This window comes from Thermomonas sp. (assembly GCF_023953935.1).
GTDB lineage: Bacteria > Pseudomonadota > Gammaproteobacteria > Xanthomonadales > Xanthomonadaceae > Thermomonas.
In genome coordinates this window covers 188,956-212,098 of sequence record NZ_JAMLIW010000005.1, presented here as the reverse complement: position 1 = coordinate 212,098, position 23,143 = coordinate 188,956, and the positions used below count along the sequence as shown (strand labels likewise).

19 protein-coding genes and 1 tRNA gene are annotated in these 23,143 nt (G+C 67.2%); 9 read left to right on the top strand and 11 right to left on the bottom strand.

The window, feature by feature from the left end:
* Nucleotides 1-7: 7 nt before the first annotated feature.
* The 10 genes from M9902_RS07755 to M9902_RS07710 all read right to left on the bottom strand — a co-directional run bounded on the left by M9902_RS07755 (nucleotide 8) and on the right by M9902_RS07710 (nucleotide 11,195).
* A complete protein-coding gene (locus tag M9902_RS07755; protein WP_297222016.1) occupies nucleotides 8-1,795 on the bottom strand; it encodes a monovalent cation:proton antiporter-2 (CPA2) family protein in 1,788 nt (595 codons plus the stop codon).
* A gap of 31 nt (nucleotides 1,796-1,826) precedes the next feature.
* Nucleotides 1,827-2,510, bottom strand: a complete 684-nt coding sequence (locus M9902_RS07750) for a DUF4124 domain-containing protein (protein ID WP_297222014.1) — start codon at nucleotides 2,508-2,510, stop codon at nucleotides 1,827-1,829.
* A gap of 94 nt (nucleotides 2,511-2,604) precedes the next feature.
* The gene (locus tag M9902_RS07745; protein WP_297173666.1) at nucleotides 2,605-3,156 is read right to left on the bottom strand and encodes a Sua5/YciO/YrdC/YwlC family protein; all 552 of its coding nucleotides are present in this window, start codon (nucleotides 3,154-3,156) and stop codon (nucleotides 2,605-2,607) included.
* 74 nt (nucleotides 3,157-3,230) lie between these two features.
* Nucleotides 3,231-3,542 carry a hypothetical protein gene (locus M9902_RS07740; protein ID WP_297173668.1) on the bottom strand — a complete coding sequence of 104 codons (312 nt, stop codon included), beginning with the start codon at nucleotides 3,540-3,542 and terminating at the stop codon, nucleotides 3,231-3,233.
* Nucleotides 3,543-3,685: 143 nt separating this feature from the next.
* Nucleotides 3,686-6,247, bottom strand: coding sequence for a DNA topoisomerase I (locus M9902_RS07735; protein ID WP_297222012.1), 2,562 nt, complete (start codon nucleotides 6,245-6,247; stop codon nucleotides 3,686-3,688).
* 179 nt (nucleotides 6,248-6,426) lie between these two features.
* On the bottom strand, nucleotides 6,427-7,260 hold the full coding sequence (locus tag M9902_RS07730) for an RDD family protein (protein WP_297222010.1): 834 nt from the start codon (nucleotides 7,258-7,260) through the stop codon (nucleotides 6,427-6,429).
* A 69-nt stretch (nucleotides 7,261-7,329) separates the two neighbouring features.
* A complete protein-coding gene (locus tag M9902_RS07725; RefSeq protein ID WP_297222008.1) occupies nucleotides 7,330-8,082 on the bottom strand; it encodes a GYF domain-containing protein in 753 nt (250 codons plus the stop codon).
* Nucleotides 8,083-8,112: 30 nt separating this feature from the next.
* The gene (locus M9902_RS07720) at nucleotides 8,113-8,604 is read right to left on the bottom strand and encodes a DUF494 family protein (protein ID WP_297173680.1); all 492 of its coding nucleotides are present in this window, start codon (nucleotides 8,602-8,604) and stop codon (nucleotides 8,113-8,115) included.
* A gap of 111 nt (nucleotides 8,605-8,715) precedes the next feature.
* A complete protein-coding gene (gene dprA / locus M9902_RS07715; RefSeq protein WP_297173683.1) occupies nucleotides 8,716-9,891 on the bottom strand; it encodes a DNA-processing protein DprA in 1,176 nt (391 codons plus the stop codon).
* Between the two features lie 107 nt (nucleotides 9,892-9,998).
* On the bottom strand, nucleotides 9,999-11,195 hold the full coding sequence (locus M9902_RS07710) for a LysM peptidoglycan-binding domain-containing protein (RefSeq protein WP_297173686.1): 1,197 nt from the start codon (nucleotides 11,193-11,195) through the stop codon (nucleotides 9,999-10,001).
* A gap of 164 nt (nucleotides 11,196-11,359) precedes the next feature.
* Here M9902_RS07710 and def point away from each other — a divergent pair, with 164 nt between their 5' ends.
* The 5 genes from def to M9902_RS07685 are packed head-to-tail and all read left to right on the top strand — an operon-like array spanning nucleotide 11,360 to nucleotide 16,943.
* Entirely contained in the window at nucleotides 11,360-11,872 is a 513-nt protein-coding gene (gene def / locus M9902_RS07705) for a peptide deformylase (protein ID WP_297222006.1), read from the top strand.
* Nucleotides 11,873-11,923: 51 nt separating this feature from the next.
* Complete coding sequence (fmt, locus tag M9902_RS07700; RefSeq protein WP_297222005.1) at nucleotides 11,924-12,874, top strand: methionyl-tRNA formyltransferase; 951 nt, start codon at nucleotides 11,924-11,926, stop codon at nucleotides 12,872-12,874.
* 3 nt (nucleotides 12,875-12,877) lie between these two features.
* Entirely contained in the window at nucleotides 12,878-14,188 is a 1,311-nt protein-coding gene (gene rsmB, locus M9902_RS07695; RefSeq protein ID WP_297222004.1) for a 16S rRNA (cytosine(967)-C(5))-methyltransferase RsmB, read from the top strand.
* Nucleotides 14,185-15,837, top strand: coding sequence for a glycosyltransferase family 39 protein (locus M9902_RS07690; RefSeq protein WP_297222002.1), 1,653 nt, complete (start codon nucleotides 14,185-14,187; stop codon nucleotides 15,835-15,837). Before rsmB ends, M9902_RS07690 begins: the two co-directional genes overlap by 4 nt.
* Nucleotides 15,834-16,943, top strand: coding sequence for a glycosyltransferase (locus M9902_RS07685; RefSeq protein WP_297222001.1), 1,110 nt, complete (start codon nucleotides 15,834-15,836; stop codon nucleotides 16,941-16,943). The genes M9902_RS07690 and M9902_RS07685 overlap by 4 nt, the downstream gene beginning before the upstream one ends.
* Nucleotides 16,944-17,051: 108 nt before the next feature.
* On the opposite strand, the gene M9902_RS07680 is transcribed toward M9902_RS07685, so the two are convergent.
* A complete protein-coding gene (locus M9902_RS07680) occupies nucleotides 17,052-17,972 on the bottom strand; it encodes a lauroyl acyltransferase (protein WP_297221999.1) in 921 nt (306 codons plus the stop codon).
* A 102-nt stretch (nucleotides 17,973-18,074) separates the two neighbouring features.
* Between M9902_RS07680 and dtd the strand changes: the two genes are divergently transcribed.
* The 4 genes from dtd to M9902_RS07660 all read left to right on the top strand — a co-directional run bounded on the left by dtd (nucleotide 18,075) and on the right by M9902_RS07660 (nucleotide 21,907).
* Nucleotides 18,075-18,515 carry a D-aminoacyl-tRNA deacylase gene (dtd, locus tag M9902_RS07675; RefSeq protein WP_297221997.1) on the top strand — a complete coding sequence of 147 codons (441 nt, stop codon included), beginning with the start codon at nucleotides 18,075-18,077 and terminating at the stop codon, nucleotides 18,513-18,515.
* Nucleotides 18,516-18,602: 87 nt separating this feature from the next.
* Nucleotides 18,603-20,474: an RNA polymerase sigma factor RpoD gene (gene rpoD, locus M9902_RS07670; protein WP_297221995.1), complete on the top strand. Its 1,872-nt coding sequence runs from the start codon at nucleotides 18,603-18,605 to the stop codon at nucleotides 20,472-20,474.
* A 181-nt stretch (nucleotides 20,475-20,655) separates the two neighbouring features.
* Nucleotides 20,656-20,732 (top strand) — tRNA-Ile (locus M9902_RS07665).
* A gap of 59 nt (nucleotides 20,733-20,791) precedes the next feature.
* Entirely contained in the window at nucleotides 20,792-21,907 is a 1,116-nt protein-coding gene (locus M9902_RS07660; RefSeq protein WP_297221994.1) for a site-specific integrase, read from the top strand.
* Nucleotides 21,908-23,143: the final 1,236 nt, after the last annotated feature.

The window sequence follows — 23,143 nt, the reverse complement described above, 5'->3', positions numbered from 1 at the left end:
GGGCGCCTCAGCCCTGGCCCTGCGGGTGGGCGGCGGCCGCGTCTTCCTCGAACAATCCGTCAAGCTCCTTGCGGGCATCGCGGGTCGCCTGCAACAAGGCGTCTTCATCGTCCTGCAGCAGGCGCTGCTGCTCCAGCAGCGCCTCGTCCCACGCCCGGAATCGCCGCATTCGGGTTTCCGCCTGGGCGCGGTCCATTCCCAGCGCCACCAGCACCTCGAGCCCCATTTCCAGGCTGCTGCCGTAGGTTTCACGCAGCGCCTCGGCGCCCATGTCCACCAGCTGCCAGGCGTGCTGGCGATTGCGCGCGCGCGCGAACACCCGCGCCTGCGGATAGTGCTTGCGCACCAGCCGCACCATCCGCAGGCTGGCCTCGACGCTGTTGATCGCGACCACGAAGATCCTGATTCGCTCCGCCCCCGCCGAGCGCAGCAGCGCCATCCGGGTGGGGTCACCGTAGTAGATCTGGTCGCTGCTCAAACTGCGCGACAGGTTCACCTGTTCGATGTCCGGATCGATGGCGATGAAGGGAATGCCCTGGGCGCGCAGCAGCCGCGCCACGATCTGGCCGAAGCGGCCGAACCCGGCCACCAGCACCTGCGGGTGGCGATCGGTCGGGATGGCGTCGAAGGGCTGCGCCTGCGCGCGCTCGACCGGCAGCAGTTTGCTGGCCAGCATCAGCAGCAGCGGCGTCAGCGCCATCGACAAACCGACGATCGCGGTCAGGCGGTTGCGGGTGATCGCATCGATCAGCTGAACCCGCGCCGCTTCGCCGAACACCACGAAAGCGAATTCGCCGCCCAGCGCCAGCACCCCGGCCAGCAGGAACGCGCTGCGCGGGCGCAGCTGCCCCGGCCGCAGGCCGAGGCCGAACAGCAGCACGGTCTTCACCGCCAGCAGCGCGGCCACCGCTGCCGCGATCAGCCACGGCTCCGACATCACCCGGCGCAGGTCGATTCCCATGCCCACGGCCATGAAGAACAATCCAAGGAGCAAGCCTTCGAACGGCTTGATCTGCGCTTCCAGCTCGTGTCGATATTCGGATTCGGCCAGCAGCACGCCGGCCAGGAAGGCGCCCAGACCGGCGCTCAGGCCGACCTTCTGCATCAGCCAGGCGCTGCCCAGCACCACCAGCAACGCCGCGCCGGTGAACACTTCCGGCAGATCGGTGCGGGCGATCACCCGGAACAGGCGTCGCAACAGGTAGCGCCCCCCGATCACCAGCGCGGCAATCGCGGCCACCGCCTGCACCACTTCGGCCCATCCCAACTCGGCGCTCTTGGCCTTGCCCAGCAGCGGGATGGCCGCCAGCAGCGGGATCGCGGCCAGGTCCTGGAACAGCAGGATCGCGAACGCCAGCCGCCCGTGTTCGCTCGCCAACTCCTTGCGCTCGGCCAGCAATTGCAGCCCGACGGCGGTCGACGACAGCGCCAGCCCCAGCCCCACCACCAGCGCCGCCTTCCAGCCCTGCCCGGCCAACAGCGCCAGCGCACCCAGCGCGGCGCCGCACAGCAGCACCTGCAGTCCGCCGACCATGAAGATCGGCCGGCGCATCAGGATCAGGCGCGACAGCGACAGCTCCAGCCCGATCACGAACAGCAGCATGACCACGCCGATCTCGCTGGCTGCGAGCACCCGGTCGGGATCGCGGACCACCGCCAGCGCATGCGGACCCAGCAGCACGCCGGTCACCAGGTAGGCCAGCACGGCACCGAAGCCGAAGCGCTTGAACAGCGGCACTGCCAGCACCGCGGCCAGCAGGAAGACCAAGACCAGTTCCAGGCCGCCGCTATCCATCGCTATCCGTCATCGCCATCGGACAGGCAGCTTACGGCACCGGCGCGGCAGGCGCTGTTGCCGGCGGCGGCGCCTCCGGCGAGCAGCGGCTGGCGCGGATCTTCGCCGCGATGTCCGCACGTTCGGCCTCGCGTGCCCGCTGGTCGGCCGGGGTGGCATAGCGCAGCTTGAACTCCGCTTCGTCCAGACGCCGGTACCAGGCCGCGCACAGCTGGTCCTCGGGGATCGCGGTGCAGCTGTCCTGGCGCATCTCGCAGGCCTGCCCCATGCCCATGGCCGCGCTGCCGTCGATCCCCACCACCTGCAGCGGCGCGCAGCGCGGGTCGGGGGTGGCGGTGTCGCCGTAGTAGGTGTGGCCGTCCCAGGTCGCGCACTGGAACAGCGGCGGCGGTGGCGGCAGTCGGGCCGCTTCCGGCGCCGGTTTGCGCGCCATGTTCGGCCCCGACACCAGCACGAATTCCCCGTAGGCCGGCGGCGCTGGCACCGGCTCGGGCTCCGGCGCGCGGCGCACCGGGACCGGCACGGTCGGCGCCGAGCCCACGCGGCGGATCTCCTGCTTCATCCCGGCCGCGCAGGGCGTGCCGTTTTGCACCGTGACGTTGCCTTGGGCGTCGGTGCATTTGTAGAAGATGGTTTCCTGCGCCGCCGCCGGTGCTGCCGCCTGCAGCAGAAGGCAGGCGATCACGAACGAGCCGGAGAGGGCGAGCGTGGTCATGCGCATCGCCCTATCTTGCGTTGTCCGGCGCGACAGGGGAACCCCGGACACGCTGCGCCTTCACGTCGCGGTCAATGCGATTGCGCGAAAGACCTCAGCGCAACACCCGCCCGCTGCGCGCATCGCGGATGCTGCTGGGCTGCGCGCGGCCCAGGGTTTCGCCATCGCAAACTGCATCCACGCCGGCGACGATCCGCGGATCGAGCTCGGCGCGCGTGCGCGGCGAAGGTGCGCTGGCGACGTTGGCGCTGGTCGAGACCAGAGCGCCACCGAATCCCTCGCACAGCGCCATCACCTGCGGGTGCGCGGTCACCCGCACCGCGATGCCGTCATGGTCGCCGGTGATCCAGTGCGGCGCCGTGCTCGATGCCGGCACGATCCAGGTATTCGCTCCCGGCCAACTGGCGCGTATTTCGTCCAGTTGCGCGGTAGCGAGCGGCGAGGTATCGATGAAAGCGGCAAGCTGCGATTCGCTGGCTGCAATCAGGATCAGGCCCTTGCCGACCTCACGCTGCTTGAGCGCCAGCAAACGCAGCACGGCACGCTCATTGCGCGGGTCACAGCCCAACCCCCACACGCCTTCGGTGGGGTAGGCGATGATGCCGCCACTGCGCAATGCGGCGAGCGCTTCGGCAAGTGCATTCATGCGAACAGCATAGCGAGTCCGCGTGTGCCTGGCACTTGGGTCGCACGCGCCAGTGCATCGCGCATTGCCAAAGCTCACGGTGCCTGGTCCTGCAGCAAGCGCTTCCGCAGGTGTCCGATCAGGAAGATGAAGTACCACATGACGGCGAACGTGGTGATGCCAAGCAGCGTCATGCTTGCCCCGAGCCACACGAATGACAGTACCCAGGAAAGGGCGCCGGACACGAAATACGCAAGCGGCGGCAAGAGCAATTTCTTCGCCGCCCAGAGGTAATGGGCGTCCCGTTTGCGCGCGACCTCGTTGCCGGCGGGATCCGATGTTGCCTGCCCGCCGGCCGGCTTGACCAGCCAGGCCAGAATGAGCAGGACGATCGGGATCGCCGTCATCTGGAAGATGGCAAACCCCACGGCTTCGTCATGACGCAAGCTCACGCACCACCTCGTTGTGCCGTCACGCCCGAGCCAATCCTGTCATGGCACGGTCGCCAGACCAAGCGGATGGCAAGACAGCGGGTCAACGAGTCAGCGGGTCAGAACGGCGCATCCGAACGCGGCGGCTTCTTCACTACGACCTTCTTGCCCGGCGTCACCTTGGCCGAGGTCAACAGCGGTTTGGCCGGTTCGATATCGCCAGAGAACGGCCGCGCGGCCTTTTTCGCGGCGGTTTTCCTGGTTGCGGCCTTTTTGGCCGCGGGCTGTTTCGCGGCGGTTTTCCTGGCCGGCTTTTCGGCTGCGGCCTTCTTCGCCGCCGTTTTCCGGAAAGTCGCTTTCTTCACCGCCTTCTTCGCCCCGAAGCCCTTGCGCGCCGGCTTGCCGGTGTCTTCCAGGAATTGCAGCGCTTCTTCCAGCGTCAGCGACGCCGGCTCGCGGTTCCTTGGAATCTTGCCATTGAGTTTGCCGTCGGACAGGTACGGCCCGAAGCGGCCGTTGAGCACCTGCACGTCCTGGCCCGGCCACTGCTTGATGATGCGGTTGCGGGCGATTTCTTCCTTTTCCTCGATGAGAAACAGCGCCCGCGCCAGGTCGATGGCGTAGGGGTCGTCTTCCTTTTTCAGCGAAGCGTAGGTGCTGCCGCGCTTGGCGAACGGCCCGAAGCGGCCAATGCCGACGCTCACGTCCTCGCCATTGGCGTCCACCCCCAGCTTGCGCGGCATCTCGAACAGCTTGAGCGCCTCGGCCAGGGTGAGGTTGTAGATGCTCTGCCCAGGCCGCAGCGAGGCGAAGCGCGGCTTGTCCTCGTCTTCGGCGGTGCCGATCTGCACCAGCGGGCCGAAGCGGCCGATCCGCGCACTGACCGGCTTGCCGCTGACCGGATCGCTGCCGAGCACCCGCACACTGCCGGCATCGGTCTTGTCGAGGCTGTCCTTCTTTTCGTCCACCAGCGCCTTGAACGGGCCCCAGAATTTTTCCAGCAGCGGAACCCAGTTCTCTTCGCCGCGGCTGACCGCATCCAGCTCGTCTTCGAGCCTGGCGGTGAAATCGTAATCGACGTACTTGGTGAAGTGGTTGGAGAGGAACTTGCTGACCGCGCGACCGATGTCGGTGGGCTTGAAGGCGCGCCCATCCAGCACCGCGTACTGCTTGCCCAGCAGGGTCTGGATGATGGCGGCGTAGGTGGACGGCCGGCCGATCCCGTATTCCTCCAGCGCCTTCACCAGCGCCGCTTCGGTGAACCGCGGCGGCGGCTGGGTGAAGTGCTGGTCGGCGTGGATGCGCTCCAGCGGCACCCGGTCGCCCAGCTGCATCAAGGGCAGCTTGCGGCCTTCGTCCTCGTCGTCCTTGCCCTTGCCGTCCTTGCCTTCCTCGTACACGGCCAGGAAACCCGCCACCACCACCGTGGTGCCGCTGGCGCGGAAGCCGTGCGCGCTGCCGGCGGCCAGATCCACCGTCACCGTGTTGAGCGTGGCCGGGATCATCTGGCAGGCCACCGCGCGCTTCCAGATCAGCTCGTAGAGCCGGCGCTCGTCATCGCTCAAAAAGCGTGCCACCTGTGCCGGCGTGCGCAGCGCGGAAGTCGGCCGGATCGCCTCGTGGGCTTCCTGCGCGTTCTTCGATTTGGTCTGGTAGAAGTTCGGTTTGTCCGGCAGCGAGGCGGTGCCGAAGTCGCGGGCGATCACGTCGCGCAGCTCGGCCAGCGCCTCCTGCGACAGGTGCACCGAGTCGGTACGCATGTAGCTGATCAGACCGACCGTGCCTTCCTCGCCGATGGCCACGCCTTCGTAGAGTTTCTGCGCCACCTGCATGGTGCGGCGGGTGGTGAATCCGAGCTTGCGCGAGGCTTCCTGCTGCAGGGTCGAGGTGGTGAACGGCGGCGCCGGCCGGCGCTTGCGCTCCTTGCTGGCGACGTCCGTCACATGCAGGGTGCCGGCGGCTGCCTGCTGGATGCGTTGGCGCGCCGCTTCGGCGGAATCGCCGTCGGTGAGGGTGAACTGCTCGAACTTCCGGCCGTCCAGTTTCACCAGCTTGGCGGTGAAGGCTTGCGCCGGATGCAGGCACTCGGCTTCGATCGTCCAGTATTCGCGCGCCACGAAGGCTTCGATCTCTTCCTCGCGCTCGACGATCATCCGCAGTGCCGGCGACTGCACGCGGCCCGCCGACAGCCCGGCCTTGATCTTGCGCCACAGCACCGGCGAGAGATTGAAGCCGACCAGGTAATCCAGCGCGCGCCGCGCCTGCTGCGCATCGACCAGGTCGGAGGCGATCCGGCGCGGCTGGGCCATGGCGGCCTGGATCGCGCGCGGGGTGATCTCGGTGAACACCACCCGATCCAGCGGCGTGTCCAGCAGGCCGCGCTCTTTCAGGATCTCGGCGATATGCCAGCTGATCGCCTCGCCCTCGCGGTCCGGGTCGGTGGCCAGATAGACGTGCTCGGCCACCCGCGCCGCCTTGGCGATGGCCTCGACGTGGCGCTCGTTCTTTTCGATGGTCTCGTAGCGCATGGCAAAGCCGCGCTCGGGATCGACCGCGCCTTCCTTCGGCACCAGGTCGCGGACGTGGCCGTAGCTGGCGAGGACGGTGAAGTCCTTGCCGAGGTATTTGTTGATCGTCTTGGCCTTGGCAGGCGATTCGACGATGAGCAGGTTCTTGGCCATGGCAGCGCGATTCCGGATGGTCGCGAAGTGGCGCGACCCGATGTTTTCAGAAGCCAACGCCCGGGGCGGGACCCCGGGCGCTATTTATAGTGGAATCACGGATGCCGTCCGGATGTCAAGAGCCACGCCTTTCCCGGACGACCGGCGCGACGGCTTCGGGACCGGAATCCGGCCTGCGTTCAGTGCATGCCGCTGGCGGCCATGACTGCAAGCGCGATGAACCCGATCGTCATCAGCAGGGTCAGCAGCGCAGCCGCCACCAGCACCACGACCGTCACCGTTCCCAGCTCGCGGCGCTGCAGGTCGGGGCGGTCGGTGTAGGCCCATTTGTCGACCACCACGGTGTCGCAGAGCATGTCGTGCAGGGCGCGCTTGCGCTCGGTGAAGCCGGCCATGAAAAACCCGATGAACAGCGTGATCGCGCTCACGAACAGCGCGAAATAGCGGCCCATGCCGCGCAGGAAGCTGATGCGCTCGCCGTTGCTGCGCACGACCTTGATGCCGATCGCCATCTTGCCCAGCGTGGCCATCGACGCCGAAGCGTGGAAGCCGGCGAAATACGCCACCCCGAGGATGAGGCCGATGAGGTTGGCCACCCCCTGGATGGCGAGCAGGCTGCTTCCGCTGTTGGCCATGTCGCCGCCGCTCAACAGCATGGCGCCCATCACGCCACCGATCAGGCCACCGAGCACGCCGCCAGCGATTCCGGTGATGACGGAATCGATGAAGTAGGCGGCGGCGCGTTTCCAGAAGCCCGCATAGACGATCTCGCCCCCCTGCACGACCACGTCATCGCGCAGCACCTCGGCGGTCGGCGGCGCGTAGGGCGAATGCGTTTCCTGCAGGCCGATTTCATTGGCAAATCCGCCCAGCGGCTGCCATTGCGGCAGGTCCGGATTCCAGATCAGGGTGTCGCGGGTGATGTCTCCGGCGCGGAACAGGCGCCGCAGTTCGGCCTCATCGACGGGGCCGTGCTGCTGGCGATCGCGGTCGGCGTAGTGCCACTGGGCCATGGGCTGGGCTTCACTGAACAGGACGGGGACGGCAAAGTATGCCCGATCCCCGCCGCAACGCACGCGGCCTCATCCGCCCCTGCAATTGAAGGGGAGCCACTTGTCCTTCACGTCCGAGGAACAGGTCCAACTGGCAGCGGCGGCGTCGTATTCCATCCACAGCCGCTTCCCGTCCAGGCCATTGCCGCGCAGTTCGACCTCCAGCCCGCAGCGCGCATTCTCGAAATGCCCGAAGCGGATCGCGGCGATATTCGGGTCGGCGTAGTCCGCAGCTGCCTTGAAGCCGTCGTCACCGTTCTCCGGGCAACGGTCGTGCTCCTCGCGGTAGGCCGGGACCTCAGTCCGGGCTGACATCGCCACGGTTGCCGCGCTCGTAATGGCGCTCCTGATCTGGAAGTCCTTGTACGCCGGAATGGCAATGGCGGCCAGCACGCCCGCCAGCAGCACGCCAATCACGCCCAGCACGATCGCCGCGATCACGCAGCCGGACCTCCCGGAGCGGCTGGGCGGGGCCGGCGCCGAGGGCTGCCTGCCCAGCACCGAGGCATGGACCGACGCCGGCGCGGGCTCCGGTGCGGTCTCCGGCGGCAATTCGGGCAGAGCCGGGATCGGTTCGGCCGCCGCCGCGGCAGGCGCAGCAGGCGTGTCCTGCAGCCCGAGTTCCTCGAAGAAACGTCGCAGCGGCAGCCAGTCGGCCTGCCCTTCGCGCCAGACCAGGGTGTCGGGCGCGAGCTGGCCCGATTGAAACAGCCCGATCAACTGCTGCGCGGACACCGGGCCGGTCTGTTCCGTGCCTCCTGCGGAGTAATACCAGTCGGCCATATTGCCTCCCGTTGTGCCCGCGCCGTTGCCTCAGTGCACCGGCTCGGGTTCGTCCAGATACATCTGGGTTTCCATCCAGGCGTAGGCGGCTTCGCTGCCGGGCTGGTTGAACAACACCATCAGTACCACCCACTTGAGATCGTCGAGGTCGACCTCGTCCTGGTCCAGCGCCAGCGCGCGGTCCAGCACCAGTTCGCGCTGCTCGGCGCCCAGCACCCCTTGCTGCTCAAGATACAACAGGAAGCCGCGGGCTTCGATGTCCAGCTTGTCCAGCTCGCTGGAATGAAACACGCGGATTGGGCCACTGGGGTTGGTGGGCTGCGCGGCCGGCCGCCGGCTTGCCAGCGCATCCAGCCAATCGAACGCATTGCGAATCTCCGCCGGGGAAAACCCGGCGTGTTGCAGCTCTCCGATCAGTGGATCGTTCCTGCCCGGTGCCGCCAGCGCGATGGGTGGGGTATCGCCGGCGGCGAAATAATGCTCGAACAGGTAGAGCAGGACATCGAGGATGCTTACCTTCACGCCGGTCCTCCTCGCCTGGATGGGTGTTGCGGGCAGTGTGCATGCGTGCCGGCGCGGTCACGCCGCGGGCAGACCGCGCCGGTATCTTCGGAAGCCCGGGAGACGGGGCGGTCAACTTCGGGCGCTCCGTGCCCGAGCCACTCTCCGACTGTAGCGGCCGTGTTCGGCAACGACGTGCCCCTCCAACTCCAGTGCCAGCAGCATGGACGAGGCCCGGGCCGCCGTCAATCCGGTGCGCAGCACCAGTTCATCCATACAGATTGGGTCATGCCCGATGGCTTGCCACAAGATGTTGTAATCAGGATGCGACAGCAGGCCGTCCAGCGCCGGCCCTGCGTCGGCGCCGGCCTGCAGCCGCCGGGACTGACTTCCGGCCAACATCGCCACCTGCGCGGCCAGGCTGTCGAGGATCTCTTCCGGGGTTTCCACCAGCGCCGCACCGTCGCGGATCAGGCGGTGGCAGCCGCGCGCCAGCGGGTTGTGGATCGAGCCGGGGATGGCGAACACCTCGCGCCCGGCATCGGCCGCCAGCCGGGCGGTGATCAGGGCACCGGAGCGCTGCGCCGCCTCGACCACCAGCGTCGCCAGGCTCAGGCCGGCAATGATCCGGTTGCGGCTGGGAAAGTGGGTACGCAGGGCCGGCGTTCCGGGGGCGTGCTCGGAGACCAGAACGCCGGCCTCGGCAACGGCCGCCATCAGTGCTCGGTTGCTGCGCGGGTAGGCGACGTCCGGACCGGTGCCCAGCACCGCCGTCGTGATTCCGCCAACCTCCAGCGCGGCGCCGTGCGCACAGGCGTCGACGCCGGCGGCCAGTCCGCTGGTGACCGCCAGCCCGGCCTCGGCCAGCACTGTGGCAAAGCGCGCGGCATTGGCGCGGCCGCCGGCAGTGGCGGCACGGCTGCCAACCACGGCGATGGCAGGCCGCCACAGCAGACTGGCGTCCCCGACCACGAACAGGGCCGCAGGGGGAGAGGCGATTTCGCGCAATTGCGGCGGATAGGCCGGATCGCTCCAGCCAATCAGCGCATGGCTGTCCGCCTCCAGCCAACGCAGGCTGGCGGCCAGCGTGCGTCGATCCGGGCGGGCAATGGCCGCGCAGGTGACAGCGTCCAGACCCTGTGCCGCCCACTGCGCGCTGCCGGCGACGAGCACGGCCACCGCATCACCGTGGGCGTCCAGCAGGCGGCGCAGGCTGGCGGCGGGGGCGCCGCTGAGCAACAGGCGCAGCAGGGGTTCGGATTCGGCGGGAATGGCCGGCAGGATGACCGATTGGGTGGTGTCGTGCATGCGGCCAGCATTCCACGCAAACGCCAGCGGCGCCCTCAGGCGCCGCTGCGAATCCCTATCGGATTTTCCCCCGAAAGCCCGGGCCAAGCCGGGCTTCGGGCACGGACCTACTCGGTGGCGTCCGGATTCTTCAGCTCGTAGCCGACGCGGGACGGCTTCACGCTGTTCATCACCAGCGCATAGCTGATGTTGTCGAAGGTCCGGAACACCATGGCGTGGCCGGCGAATTCGTCGGGCAGGCGCACATGGTTCCGGGCCGAGGTCATCCCGGAGTCGCGATCCGGATCGGCGCGGACCCGATCCACGGTCCGGTCGCCGCGGCGCCAGATCGAGAACACGGTGCCGTTGTCGATGCCCTCACGGGCGCCGCCGGAAATCGCGATCACGTCGTGGGTGCCGCCGGTGCGGTAGCCGTCCGCGACTGCCATCACGCTCAGGCGACCATAGGCGGCCTGCTGCTTGGGCGGATGCGGGAAGAACTGCAGGTCGTAGGTCTGGGCTTCGACCGGAATGATCCGATCGCCGACCCGCACGTCACGCCCTTCCGCATCCATCATCAAGGTCACCAGCTGATCCGGACCGGACGCACCGCGGGTGACGGTGGCGGTGGTCTGGGTCATCAGCTCGTAGCCCAGCAACTCGGTGCCGTGGTTGACGTAGACCGGGGTATCCCACAGCGAGCCGTCGCTCAGGCCGAACGCGATCTGGCCGCGCGAATCAAGGTCGCGGGCGTCGAACTGGTCAAGGTTCGAGCCGTTGTTGTTGATCATCCGGTAGCGCTTCTGCGCCCGCACCACCAGGTAGCGCTGGCCGGGCTGCGCGTTTTCGAGGCCGCGGATGTAGGCGACATGGCCTTCGATGCCGCGCATCCGGTTGTCTTCCAGACCCACCACGTAGGGCAGGCTGTCGATTTCCGGCACCACCCGCAGGTCCTTCAGGAACGGCTCGACCTCGGACAGCGGCACGGCGTTGACCGGCGCTTCGCTACGCGGGCCTTGCTGCACCGCCACCCGATCCAGATACGCGAGGCTGATCACGTCACCCGGATAGATCAGGTGCGGATTGCGAATCTGCGGATTGGCCTGCCAGATCTCCGGCCACAGCCAGGGCTTGCGCAGGAAGCGCCCGGCAATGTCCCAAAGCGTGTCGCCACGCTTGACGACGTAATGGTCAGGATGGTCGTCGCGCACCTGCGCCGTCGTGGCCAGTGTGGCCACGGCCAGCATCGCTGCCACCAGTACCGTGCGCAGTCCGCGCAGGCGTGGCGCATTGGCGCGCGCCAAGTTGGAAACCCGTTCAAACATGGTCGCTATCTCCCCGCTGCGTTTCGCAAAAGCCCCCCAAGCTGCGTCAATATAGCTCACATTCCGGCGCATCTGGCAAGCCTTCATGCAGGTTCGCCCCGCTACAATGGCCAAGACGGGCCGGAATTGGCCCGGATTTGCCCGTTTTCGTGGACCTCGCCCGCATGGCCCTGCTTCCGATTCTCGAATTCCCCGACCCCCGCCTGCGCACCCGCGCGGCCGAGGTTGACCCCGCCGAACTGGCCACCCCGGCCTTCCAGACCCTGTTCGACGACATGTTCGAAACCATGTACCAGGCGCCGGGGATCGGGCTGGCGGCCAGCCAGGTGGACGTGCACAAGCGCTTCATGGTGATCGACGTGAGCGAGGAACACGACGCGCCGCTGGTATTCGTGAATCCGAAGATCACCGCCCGGGATGGCGAGCAGGTCTATCAGGAAGGCTGCCTGTCGGTGCCGAACATCTTTGCCGACGTCACCCGCTCGGCCACCATCACCGTGGACGCGCTGGATCGCCACGGCCAGCCGTTCACGCTGGAGGCCGATGGCCTGCTGGCGGTGTGCATCCAGCACGAGATGGACCACTTGATCGGCAAGCTGTTCGTAGATTACCTCAGCCCGCTCAAGCGCGAAATGGTGCGCAAGAAGCTGCTCAAGGCACGTCGCAGCGCGGCCTGACGCACGCCCGCGCACACGAGTCCCCAATCCCGAATCCCGAATCCCGACCGGATGCGCATCGTTTTTGCCGGCACTCCCGAGTTCGCCGTCCCCAGCTTGCAGGCTGCGGCGCTGCGCGGCGAGGTGGTGGGCGTTTACACCCAGCCGGACCGTCCGGCCGGGCGCGGGCGCGGGCTGACGCCTTCGCCGGTGAAGCTGGAAGCAGTGCTGCGCGGCATCCCGGTGTACCAGCCGGAAAACTTCCGCCGCGCCGAAACCCGGGGCCGGTTGCGCGAACTCAAGCCCGACGTGATGGTGGTGGTGGCCTATGGCTTGATCCTTCCGCAGTCGGTGCTGGACATCCCCACGCACGGCTGCTGGAACGTGCATGCCTCGCTGCTGCCGCGCTGGCGCGGCGCGGCGCCGATCCAGCGCGCGATCGAAGCCGGCGATGCCCGCACCGGGATCAGCCTGATGCAGATGGAGAAAGGCCTGGATACCGGCCCGGTCCTGCTCTCGCAGGCCACCGGCATCGCCCCCGACGAAACCGCAGGCCAGTTGCACGATCACCTTGCCGGCGTGGGCGCACGCGTGCTGGCCGACGCGCTGGGCCTGCTGCGCGCGACGATCACCTTGCCGCCGCAACCACAGCCCGAGGCGGGCGTGACCTACGCCCACAAGATCGAGAAAGCCGAGGCCGTGCTCGACTGGACCCAGCCGGCGCGCCGCCTCGCCGACAAGGTGCGCGCGTTCCATCCATGGCCGATCGCGGAAACGCGGCTGGCCGGTGAGCGCGCGCGCATCCACGCCGCGACCGCGCTGGCCGAGCAGCACGCCAGCGCACCCGGCAGCGTGCTGCGCGCCGGCCGCGACGGCATCGACATCGCCTGTGGCGAAGGCGTGTTGCGACTGCGGGTGCTGCAACGCGACGGCGGCAAGCCGCTGGCAGCGCAGGATTACCTCAACGCGCGGCACGCCGACTTCCCCGCCATCGGCCCGCATGCCGCGGGCGCCAGCGGCTGAAACATGGGCCCCGGCGTTGCTGCGCGGGTGGCTGCGGCCCGCATCCTCGATGCCGTCCTGCAGCGCGGGCGCTCGCTGAAGGCGACGCTGGCGGCGACCCTGCCGGAACTGGCCGACGGTCGCGACCGCGCGCTGGTGGAAGCCATCGTGATGACCGCGCTGCGCCAACGCGTGCGCTACAACCACGCGCTGGACCACTGGCTCGACAAGCCCCTCGGTGCGCGGGATGGCCTGCTGCGCGCCCTGCTGCTGGCGGGCTTCGCGCAATTGGAACTGCACCTGCCGGCCCATGCCGCGGTGGCGGCCACGGTGGACGCGGCCCGTGATTTGAAGCGCACGCACCAGGCCGGCATGGTCAATGCCTTGCTGCGGCGTGCGCAACGCGAAGGCCTGCCGCAGGCCGAACCGCGTTTGGCATGGCCGGCATGGCTGGCGGAGCAAGTGGCCAGCGATTGGCCGCAGCAGGCCGACGCGATCTTCGCCGCCAGCGCGCAAACCGCGCCGCTGTGGCTGCGCGTGAACCGGCGCTGGATCACTCGCGAGGACTATCTCGGCTTGCTGCGCGAGGCCGGCATCGAAGCAATACCCGATCCTGCGTTGGCCGATGCGCTGAAACTGGACGCCACCCTGCCGGTACAGCAGCTGCCCGGCTTCGAGGCCGGGCTGGTGTCGGTGCAGGACGCCGCCGCCCAGGCCGTCGCCGATGCGTTTGTGCTCGCTCCCGGCGCGCGCCTGCTCGATGCCTGCGCCGCGCCCGGCGGCAAGGCCGCCCACCTGGCCGAACGCGATGCCAGCTTGCGGATCACTGCGTTGGACGTCGATGCGAGGCGGGTGCGCCGCATGCAGGACACCTTCGCGCGGCTGCGGCTGGACATTGACACCCGCTGCGCCGATGCCGCCACGCCCGACGCATGGTGGGACGGCCAAGCCTTCAACGCCATCCTGATCGACGCCCCATGCAGCGCCACCGGCATCGTGCGCCGCCAGCCCGACGTGCTGCTGCACCGGCGCGAGGCGGACATCGCCGCTCTGCGCGATAGCCAATCGAACTTGCTGGACGCGCTGTGGCCGCTGCTCGCCCCCGACGGCACCCTGGTCTACGCCACCTGCTCGATCCTGCGCGCGGAAAACGCGGCGCAGGTTGCGGCCTTCCTCGCCCGCACACCCGACGCGGCGCTGCAACCGCTGGACGCCCGCTTCGGCCACGACACCGGCTTCGGCCAGCAACGCCTGCCGGGTGAAGGCGGCGGCGACGGGTTTTTCTGCGCGCGGCTGCGGAAAGTCGATCCCGCTTCGGTCACACTTCCAGCATGACCCGCACCCGCCGCGACCTCTGGCTGTTCTGGCTGTTCGCCCTGCTGATCCTGGCCACCGGGCTGGGCCTGCGCGATCCCTGGCCGGCCGACGAACCGCGCTTCGCGCTGGTCGCGCGGCAAATGGTGGAAACCGGCAACTGGCTGTTCCCGCATCGCGGCATCGAGCTGTATTCGGACAAACCGCCGCTGTTCATGTGGATGCAGGCGGCGCTGCTGTGGCTGACCGGCAACCTGCGCATCGCCTTCCTGCTGCCCTCGCTGCTGGCGGCGCTGGGCACGCTGTGGTGCGTGGTGGATCTGGGCAAGCGGCTGTGGACACCGCGCGTCGGCGTGTATGCCGGCTGGGCGGTGCTGCTGACCATCCAGTTCACCTGGCACGCCAAGAAGGCCCAGATCGACCCGGTGGTGGTGTTCTGGATCACCCTGTCCTGCTATGGCCTGCTGCGCCACCTGTGGAAGGGACCGGACTGGCGGATGTGGGCGCTGGCCTGGGCGGCAGCGGGACTGGGCACGATCACCAAGGGCGTCGGCGTGATCGCCTTGCTGATGTTGATTCCTGCCGGAATTGCTGCGCTGCGCGGCTGGCCGCAGGTGCGCGTGCATGCGCGCGATCCGAAGTTCTGGCTCGGCCCGCTGGCCTTCATCGCGGCGTGCGGGGTCTGGCTGGTGCCGATGCTGGTGGCGGCCTTGGGGCACGGCGGGGCTGAATATCGCGCCTATGTCGATGACATCCTGCTGCGGCAGACCGTCACCCGCTACGCCAATTCCTGGATCCACGAACACCCGTGGTGGTACTTCATCGAGGTGGCCTTGACCAACTGGCTGCCGACCGTGCTGCTGCTGCCGTGGGCGATCCCCGCATGGCGGCGTCGGCTGCGGCGACGCGATCCGCGCTATCTGCTGCCGCTGGCCTGGGTGCTGCTGGTGTTCGTGTTCTTCAGCATCCCGGTCGGCAAGCGCGACATGTACATCCTGCCGGCGCTGCCGATGCTGGCACTGGCGCTGGCGCCGCTGCTGCCGGGCATCCTGCGCAAGCCGGGGGCGCAACGCCTGTTGCTGGCGTTCACCGCGGTGTTCTCGCTGGTGGCGCTGGCCGCCGGGATTGCAATGCTGACCGGCGACCCTGCGTTCGAACGCAAATTCATGGACGGTCGGGATGCGCACGTTGCCGACGGATTGGCGTGGATGTTTGTCTCCGCTGGCGGCTTCGGCCTCGGTGCCTGCCTGTGGTTCGGGCGTCGGCGCGCCCAGGTCGCGCTGGTGGCGATGCTGACGATGCTGTGGCTGCTGTATTCGCTGATCGGCGCGCCCTTGCTCAATGACGGCTCGTCCTCGCGCGGGCTGATGCGTGCGGTCGGTCAGGCGATCGGCCCGACCGCCGAACTCGGCATGGTCGGCTGGCGTGAGCAGCAGCTGTTGATGGCCGATCGCCCGGCCGCCAACTTCGGTTTCAAGCGCGACGCCGCGCTGCAATTCGCCGATGCCGTGCGCTGGCAACGGCAGCGGCCGCAGGCGCGCTGGTTGCTGGTGGAAGAGGCCGATGGCCTGCCTGCCTGCGTGGACAAGATCCGTGCCCGCGACATGGGGATTGCCAATGGCCGGCGCTTCTGGTTGATGGACGCCGCCGTGACGGCACGCTGCCCGTGAGCCGCGTCCGCGTTCTGCATTTCGTCACCGGCGGGTTCTCCGGCGGCGCCACCCAAGTCGCCTTGCAGTTGGTCAACGCAGCGCGTTCAAGTGAGGTGATCGAACCTCTGCTGGTGCTGCGGCGCAAACGCCACACGCCGAAGGCGCGTCTCGACGCGCTGCGCGGCGAGGGCGTTCCGCTGCGGCTGGTGCCGGGCTGGTCACACCTGGCGACGATCCCGGCGCTGGTGCGGATTTGCCGCAAGTTCCAGCCCGACGTGCTGGTCGCGCACGGCTTCTCCGAGCACCTGTGGGGCCGCTATGCCGGGCTGCTGGCGCAGGTGCCGCACCTGGTCCACGTCGAACACAACACCCGCGAGCGCTATACCAGCTGGCGATGGGCGCAGACGCGCTGGCTGGCCCGCCGCACCGATCGCATCGTCGGCTGCTCGGAAGGCGTGCGGCAGGCGCTGCTGGCAATGGGCATGCCGCCCGAGCGCACGCTCGCCATTCCCAATGGCATCAACCTCGCCCCGTTCGTCGATGCGGAGGCACACCCGTTCGCGGCGCGCACGCCCGGCATCGTGATGGTGGCGCGGTTCTCCAGGCAGAAGGACCACGCCAGCTTGCTGCGCGCGCTGGCCCTGCTGCGGCAGCGCGGCCTGCGCGTGCCGCTGCAATTGCCGGGCGGCGGCAAGGCCCTGCATCGCGCGCCGCTGGAAAAACTGGCCGCGCAGCTCGGCATCACCGAGCAGGTGCAGTTTCCCGGCATCGTGAATGACGTGCCGCAGCGGCTGCTGTCACACCAGATCTGCGTCCTCAGCACCCATTACGAAGGCATGCCGCTGGCGCTGCTGGAAGGCATGGCCGCAGGCTGCGCCGTCATCGGCAGCGCGGTGCCGGGGGTGCGCGAGGTCTTTGCCGATGGCGAGGAAGGCCTGCTGGTGCCCGAGTCCGATCCCGAGGCACTGGCCAACGCGCTGGAACGTCTGCTGCGCCATCCGCAGGACGCGGCGCGGATGGCGGCCAAGGGACGGCAGGCGGCATTTGAGCGCTATGGCCGCGCATTGATGAACCAGCGCTACGAGGCGTTGTTCCTGGAGCTGGGCGGCGGCACGAACGCTTGAGCCATCCCCAACGTCCGCGAGCACACCGAATGCTCCGCGGCTTCCGCGTCCATACGCGTCAAAAGGCTCGTGCGCTTTCGATTTTGACCGACATGCCCGTGCCGCATATCAGTACAGATCGATATACGGATTGACCCGATCACTGCAATCGGGCGGCTGCATCGAATAGCGCTTGTAGGTCCACTGGTACTGGACGAAATCGCGCCGCGCCACCGCCTCAACGCCGGAATTGAGCGCCGCCACCGCCGCCTGCGGGTCGGCAGCGGCCACGGCCTCCGGCGCGGCTTCGACATGCAGGGCGAATTTCGGCGCGCCGGCCCCGGGCAGGCGCTGGCACCAGCACAGCAGCACCCGCGCACCGCTGCGATGGGCCAGCCGGCCCAGCAGGGTCATGGTCAGCGCCGGCCTGCCGAAGAACGGCGCAAATTCCCCTTCGCCGGCCTTGGGCTGCTGGTCGGGCAGGATGCCGACCACGCCGCCGCGTTGCAGGCGCTTGAGCAGGATGCGCACGCCGGCCGCCTCGGCGCGCACCTGTTCGACCTCGCCACCGGCATTGGCGCGCACCCGGCGCAGAAAGGCTTCGCCGATGCGCGATTCCGGCGCCCGGTACAGGATCGCCAGCGCGGTCTTGCTGGCCAGCCACTGGTTCAGCAATTCCCAATTGCCCATGTGCGGCGCGGCCACGATCAGCCCGCGCGCGTCGCGCAGGGCGGCGTCGAACAAGTCTTCGCCGCGGACCTCGACAATGTCCGCCAGGTTGCGCGCCGCCGGCCGCGTCCACAGCCGCAGGGTCTCGAAGGTCTGGCGCAGGGTGGTGCGGAGGATCTCGGCCATCAGGGCTTCGCGTGCCGCCGGATCGAGCTCGGGCCGGATCAGCTCCAGATTGCGCCGCGTGACGCGCGCCTCGCGGGCGTCCCGCGCGATCCACAGCCGCGCCATGCCGTCGGCTGTGGCGCGCAGCAGCCACCACGGCAGGCGGGCCAGGCTCCAGGCCAGGGCGTACAACAAGGCGGCGGCGAATTCCGTCATCGGCCCATTGTAGGAGCGCACCGCAGGGGCGCGATTGCTTTTCGACATTCGGCAATCCGGCAGAGCCTTCGCACCCCTGCGGTGCGCCCCTACAATGACCGCATGCTTGCCCTGATCCAGCGCGTCAGCGAAGCCTCCGTCGCCGTCGATGGTCAAACCGTCGGCGCCATCGGTCCCGGCCTGCTGGCCCTGGTCGGAGTCCAGCCCGGCGATGCCGAGCCGCAGTTCCAGCGAATGGCCCAACGCCTGATCGGTTATCGCATTTTCGCCGACGATCACGGCAAGATGAATTGTTCTTTGGCGAATATCGGCGGAAAACTGCTCTTGATCAGCCAGTTCACCCTGGCCGCCGACACCCGCTCCGGGATGCGTCCGGGCTTCAGCACGGCGGCGGCGCCTGCCGACGCTGAACGCGGATTTGATCGCCTCGTCGCCATTTGTCGGGAAATCCACCCGCCGGGGGTGGAAATCGGGCGTTTCGGCGCCCATATGGTGGTCAGCCTGGTCAATGACGGGCCAGTGACCTTCCTGCTGCAGTCCTGAGTGTCCGCAAGGCGGCGTTCATGACGTGGTAGAATTGACGGTTCCCTGCCGCGTTGGCGCGGCCCAATCGATACGGTGGCACGACCCATGGCCAATGAGCGGCAGACGGCTCCCCAGTCCGACATCAAGCTCCTGATCAGCAAAGGCCTGGAGCAGGGCTACCTGACCTTCGCCGAAGTCAACGACCACTTGCCCGACGACATGGTCGAGGCCGAGCAGATCGAAGACATCATCAGCATGATCAACGGCATGGGCATCGAGGTGCACGAGGTTGCGCCCGATGAGGAAACCCTGCTGCTGGCAGGCCAGCAGGCCGGCGGTCGCGATGTCGATGAGACCGCCGCCGAGGAAGCCGCCTCCGCGCTGACCTCGATGGACAACGATGGCGGCCGGACCACCGACCCAGTGCGCATGTACATGCGCGAAATGGGCACGGTGAACCTGCTGACCCGCGAGGGCGAGATCGCCATTGCAAAACGCATCGAGGAAGGTCTGGCGCAGATGAATGCGGCGCTGGCCACGTTCCCGCCCACGATCGAGGCGATCCTGGCCGACTGGGCGCTGCACAAGGACGGCAAGAAGCGCCTGGCCGACATCGTCGTCGGCTTCAATGACGAACTGCTCGGCGAAGCCGACGAGGCGCAGGGCGCTGCCGAAGAGAGCGTAGCTGACGACGCCGAAGAGGCCGACGAAGACGACGAGGCCGAAGAGGCTGACGATTCGACCGACGAACCGGGACCGACCGGCCCGGATCCGGCCGAGGTCGCTGCCCGCATGGAGGCCATCGCCGCAGCGCATGCCCGGTTCGTGAAAGCGGTGGCCAAGGGCGGCCCCGAAGCCAAGGCGGCGCTGAAGGCGCGCGCCGACATGGCGGCGACGTTCGTCACCCTGAAGCTGCCACTGCCGCTGACCGACCTGCTGGTGAACAACCTGCGCGACGTGGTCGGCAAGGTGAAGGAGCACGAGCGCCGCATCCTCGACCTGTCCACCCGCGTGGCGAAGATGCCGCGCAAGGACTTCATCAAGGCGTGGGACGGCAACCAGACCAACCTCGGCTGGGTCGACGAGCTGCTCAAGCGCAAGCAGAAGTGGGGCAGCGCCCTGCGCGACGTCAAGGACCTGATCGTCGCCGAGCAGGAATCGATGATCGACATGGAGAAGGCCCTGCGCGTCACCTTGGCCGACCTCAAGGAGATCAACCGCGCGATGGCCTATGGCGAAGCCAAGGCGCGCAAGGCCAAGAAGGAAATGGTCGAGGCCAACCTGCGCCTGGTGATCTCCATCGCCAAGAAGTACACCAATCGCGGCCTGCAGTTCCTCGACCTGATCCAGGAAGGCAACATCGGCCTGATGAAGGCGGTCGACAAGTTCGAGCACCGCCGCGGCTTCAAGTTCTCGACCTATGCGACGTGGTGGATCCGCCAGGCCATCACCCGCTCGATCGCCGACCAGGCGCGCACCATCCGCATCCCGGTGCACATGATCGAAACGATCAACAAGCTCAACCGCATTTCCCGCCAGATGCTCCAGCAGTACGGCCGCGAGGCCACGCCGGAGGAGCTGGCCAAGGAAATGGAGATGCCCGAGGACAAGATCCGCAAGGTCATGAAGATCGCCAAGGAGCCCATCTCGATGGAAACTCCCATCGGCGACGATGAAGACTCGCACCTCGGCGACTTCATCGAGGACACCAACGTGATGTCCCCGATCGACGCCACCACCGACATCAACCTGATCGAGACCGTACGCAACGTACTGGCCGGGCTGACCCCGCGCGAAGCCAAGGTGCTGCGCATGCGCTTCGGCATCGACATGAACACCGACCACACCCTGGAAGAAGTCGGCAAGCAGTTCGACGTGACGCGCGAGCGCATCCGCCAGATCGAGGCCAAGGCCCTGCGCAAGCTGCGCCATCCCAGCCGCTCGGAAACCCTGCGCAGCTTCCTCGACATCGAATGAAGCGCGAGTGACAGCGCCCACCACAAGCCCCGCCGATGCGGGGCTTGTCGTTTGCGCCGCTACAATTGCAAGGCTGCGGGCCCATAGCTCAATGGTCAGAGCAGGGGACTCATAATCCCTTTGAACAGCCCGACAGGCGAAGGCGACAAGGCCTGAGAAGTGGGGCCGAAAATTAGAAAAAGGGCCTATAGCTCAATTGGTTAGAGCAGTGGACTCATAATCCATTGGTTCCAGGTTCAAGTCCTGGTGGGCCCACCATCCGCGCCTTCGGTACAATTTCGGTACAGTCCCGACTCCCACCGGGGGATTCGTACCGCATGGCGACCATCGTTCAAACGCCGTCCAAGACGTGGAAGGCGGTCATCCGCAAGCAGGGCTGGCCGACCACGGCCAAGACCTTCCGCACCAAGCGCGACGCCGAAGACTGGGCGCGCCGCACCGAGGACGAAATGGTGCGCGGCGTGTTCATCGACCGGGCCGCATCCGGGCGGATGACCTTCGGGCAGGCGCTGGATCGCTACCTGAAGGAAGTGACGCCGACCAAGCGGCCCACCACCCAGAAAGCGGAGAAGACCAAGGCCGTTCCGTTGCGGGCGTTCTTCGGCGCGTACTCGCTGGCCGCAATCAGCGTCGATCTGGTCGCCCGCTATCGGGACGAGCGATTAGCCAGTCCGTCGATGCGCAGGTCGAAGGCGACCGGCAAGACAGAGCTGCTCAGTCCCGCCACCGTTCGCCTGGAACTAGCCTTGCTGGGACACGTGTTCACGACCGCGATCCGCGAATGGCGAATCGGTCTGGTGCAGAACCCGGTGGCGAACGTCCGGAAGCCGGCGACAGGCGAAGGGCGCAATCGGCGGTTGAGTGCCGACGAAGAGCGGCGCTTGCGTGAAGCAGTCGAGAGCTACGCCAACCCGATGCTGGGCTGGATTTTCACCATCGCCTTGGAGACCGGGATGCGCTCCGCCGAGATTGCAGGCCTGCGCTTGCGGCAAGTCGATCTGGCGCGGCGCGTGGTGCGTCTGGACACGACCAAGAACGACAGCGCCCGCACCGTGCCTCTCACCAAGAAAGCGACGGGCGCGCTGACTGCGGCCGTTGCGAATCCGATCCGTCCCGATGGCTGCGACCTGGTGTTCTTCGGCGAACCTGGGCGCGACGGCAAGCGTCGCCCCTACGTGTTCGCGAAGGCCTGGAACGAGATCAAGACTGCACTCGGCATGTCCGACCTGCGGTTCCACGACCTGCGGCATGAAGCCGTCAGCCGCCTGGTCGAGGCCGGCTTCAGCGATCAGGAGGTGTCCGCGATCAGTGGCCACAAGTCCATGCAGATGTTGAAGCGGTACACGCACCTTCGTGCAGAAGACTTGGTTGATCGGTTGGACTCCATCGGGAAGCCGAAAGCAAAGAGCGGGAACAGCCAAGAAACTGCGTAAATTTCGCCAAAAAAGTATTTTTTGGCTGCGCATCAACCTCATCGACGCAAACATGTTGACGTTGTTGCTGTGCTGTGGTTAATCTGAAGACTCCGAAAGCAAATGTATGCCGGGCCAGCTTGTTCGTCGGCAGCAGCCTAAAAATCAAAGGCAGTTCTCGTATCTGTTCTTCAGCCGCGATGCCAAGCGGATTTCGATGAATTGATGCTTTCCTCGAGTACAGCCTAGGCGGCCTTAATTGGCCACAAGACCGCACCCAGCGGCATAGCGCTCTTGGCAGGGGCCTCTTACGCGAGTTGTTGCTAAGAGCGGCGTATTGCCGGCTGGCCGTCTGTTTGCCTATCCCGAAAGGGAGTTCTCAAAGCGCATCTCGCATAACGCATTCGGTTTGTCCGAGTGCCTCACGCTTGAGGTGCGCCTTGAACTTCCACCACCAGTACGCTGGAACACCAATTCGCGCTACCCGCCTACGCTCAACGTCAAGCAGGTAGCCGAAACACGTCCGAAGCGCCCGCACCATCAATAGCGTTAAGCCGAGGCGAGTACCCGATTCCTTCTTTCAAGATCGGAAGCAAGCGGGCCTTCCGCCTGATTGACGTGGCTTCGTACATTTCCACCAGCAGTTCGCCGCAGCGAATAGCCCCGCGACGAAGAAGTCGTCCAGGACGCCCCAAGAAGTCGAGCAGTTGGCCCGCAGGCATGCCGGGCAGATCATGGAGCCGACGCCATGAATCCGGCTCGCGAGCAATACAGCGCACAGCCGCTGACCACCGTTGAAATGCGTTCGCGAAAGACTGGCGGTGCCCGCCGCTCATTTCGCTGACGGAAATGGCCGAAATCCCGCGGCGCAGCCCGGATGGGCTTCGCGTAGTCCTAGGCACCGACTGCGAACTTTCCCGCTGCGCTCAATCCGCACAGGAAGCGGGGATTGGGCGGCGTGTGTTCTTCGACTTGGGTGCGGTGGCCAGGCTGATCGACGAAGCGACTCACGGCTAGGCGGGCGCAGCATGACCATCGAAACCGCCCCACGCCGTTATGCGCATGAAAGCATCTCTGTGCCTTTGCTACGGATAAGAGGCTTTCATTTCGCGCCCGCGGGATAGCCAGCAGGCTCCTCAGCAACACCCCAGGATTCCGCATGACGGCAGAAGACCTCGCCCGCGAATCTCCGGCAGGGCCGCTTTGCCGTGCTGACGGCCATGAAGGAACTTCGCAGTACGGCTATGCGAAGGTCAT

Bases quoted from the DNA above. Each gene is read 5' to 3' on its own strand.
- M9902_RS07755 (WP_297222016.1), bottom strand. From the start codon at position 1,795: ATGGATAGCGGCGGCCTGGAACTGGTCTTGGTCTTCCTGCTGGCCGCG.
- M9902_RS07750 (WP_297222014.1), bottom strand. From the start codon at position 2,510: ATGACCACGCTCGCCCTCTCCGGCTCGTTCGTGATCGCCTGCCTTCTG.
- M9902_RS07745 (WP_297173666.1), bottom strand. From the start codon at position 3,156: ATGAATGCACTTGCCGAAGCGCTCGCCGCATTGCGCAGTGGCGGCATC.
- M9902_RS07740 (WP_297173668.1), bottom strand. From the start codon at position 3,542: ATGACGGCGATCCCGATCGTCCTGCTCATTCTGGCCTGGCTGGTCAAG.
- M9902_RS07735 (WP_297222012.1), bottom strand. From the start codon at position 6,247: ATGGCCAAGAACCTGCTCATCGTCGAATCGCCTGCCAAGGCCAAGACG.
- M9902_RS07730 (WP_297222010.1), bottom strand. From the start codon at position 7,260: ATGGCCCAGTGGCACTACGCCGACCGCGATCGCCAGCAGCACGGCCCC.
- M9902_RS07725 (WP_297222008.1), bottom strand. From the start codon at position 8,082: ATGGCCGACTGGTATTACTCCGCAGGAGGCACGGAACAGACCGGCCCG.
- dprA (WP_297173683.1), bottom strand. From the start codon at position 9,891: ATGCACGACACCACCCAATCGGTCATCCTGCCGGCCATTCCCGCCGAA.
- M9902_RS07710 (WP_297173686.1), bottom strand. From the start codon at position 11,195: ATGTTTGAACGGGTTTCCAACTTGGCGCGCGCCAATGCGCCACGCCTG.
- def (WP_297222006.1), top strand. From the start codon at position 11,360: ATGGCCCTGCTTCCGATTCTCGAATTCCCCGACCCCCGCCTGCGCACC.
- fmt (WP_297222005.1), top strand. From the start codon at position 11,924: ATGCGCATCGTTTTTGCCGGCACTCCCGAGTTCGCCGTCCCCAGCTTG.
- rsmB (WP_297222004.1), top strand. From the start codon at position 12,878: ATGGGCCCCGGCGTTGCTGCGCGGGTGGCTGCGGCCCGCATCCTCGAT.
- M9902_RS07690 (WP_297222002.1), top strand. From the start codon at position 14,185: ATGACCCGCACCCGCCGCGACCTCTGGCTGTTCTGGCTGTTCGCCCTG.
- M9902_RS07680 (WP_297221999.1), bottom strand. From the start codon at position 17,972: ATGACGGAATTCGCCGCCGCCTTGTTGTACGCCCTGGCCTGGAGCCTG.
- dtd (WP_297221997.1), top strand. From the start codon at position 18,075: ATGCTTGCCCTGATCCAGCGCGTCAGCGAAGCCTCCGTCGCCGTCGAT.
- rpoD (WP_297221995.1), top strand. From the start codon at position 18,603: ATGGCCAATGAGCGGCAGACGGCTCCCCAGTCCGACATCAAGCTCCTG.
- M9902_RS07660 (WP_297221994.1), top strand. From the start codon at position 20,792: ATGGCGACCATCGTTCAAACGCCGTCCAAGACGTGGAAGGCGGTCATC.